The sequence below is a fragment of the Burkholderia sp. 9779_493 genome (assembly GCF_015712215.1).
In the GTDB taxonomy this organism is placed as follows: domain Bacteria; phylum Pseudomonadota; class Gammaproteobacteria; order Burkholderiales; family Burkholderiaceae; genus Burkholderia; species Burkholderia cenocepacia.
Window position 1 is genome coordinate 1 of the sequence record NZ_JACCQA010000126.1, and the last position, 390, is coordinate 390.

Below are 390 nucleotides of genomic sequence, written 5' to 3' on the forward strand. Positions count from 1 at the left end.
TCTTTAACTGGTTTCAGCAAAACATCTTCAACGCCCAGACGTAACGCTTTGGCAATATCTGCCATATTTTCAGTGGCAGATATCACCAGAACTGGGGTCTGGTCGCCTCTGTTACGTATATGCTCCAGCAGTTTAAGCCCGTTCATTCGTGGCATCGCGATATCACATATCATCAGGTCTGGAGTGAAACCTCCCAGCAACTCAAGGGCATCCACCCCATCAGCCGCCAGTACCGTTGTCGCTCCCAATGAGGAAAACCATGAATCCAGAAGCGAGCGAAATACCTGCTCATCTTCAACAATGAGAATCTGTTTTCCGACCAATTGCTGCGTCATGTTCTCTCCCCTGACTGGCTTTACTCAATAGTGGCATGCTATTGCCACCTGCGCC

At 49.2% G+C, this 390-nt stretch carries 1 protein-coding gene; it reads right to left on the reverse strand.

From position 1 onward, the window contains the following. The coding region (locus H0X95_RS35800; protein WP_196446447.1) for a response regulator at positions 1 to 335 on the reverse strand (335 nt) is incomplete at its 3' end. Positions 336 to 390: the final 55 nt, after the last annotated feature.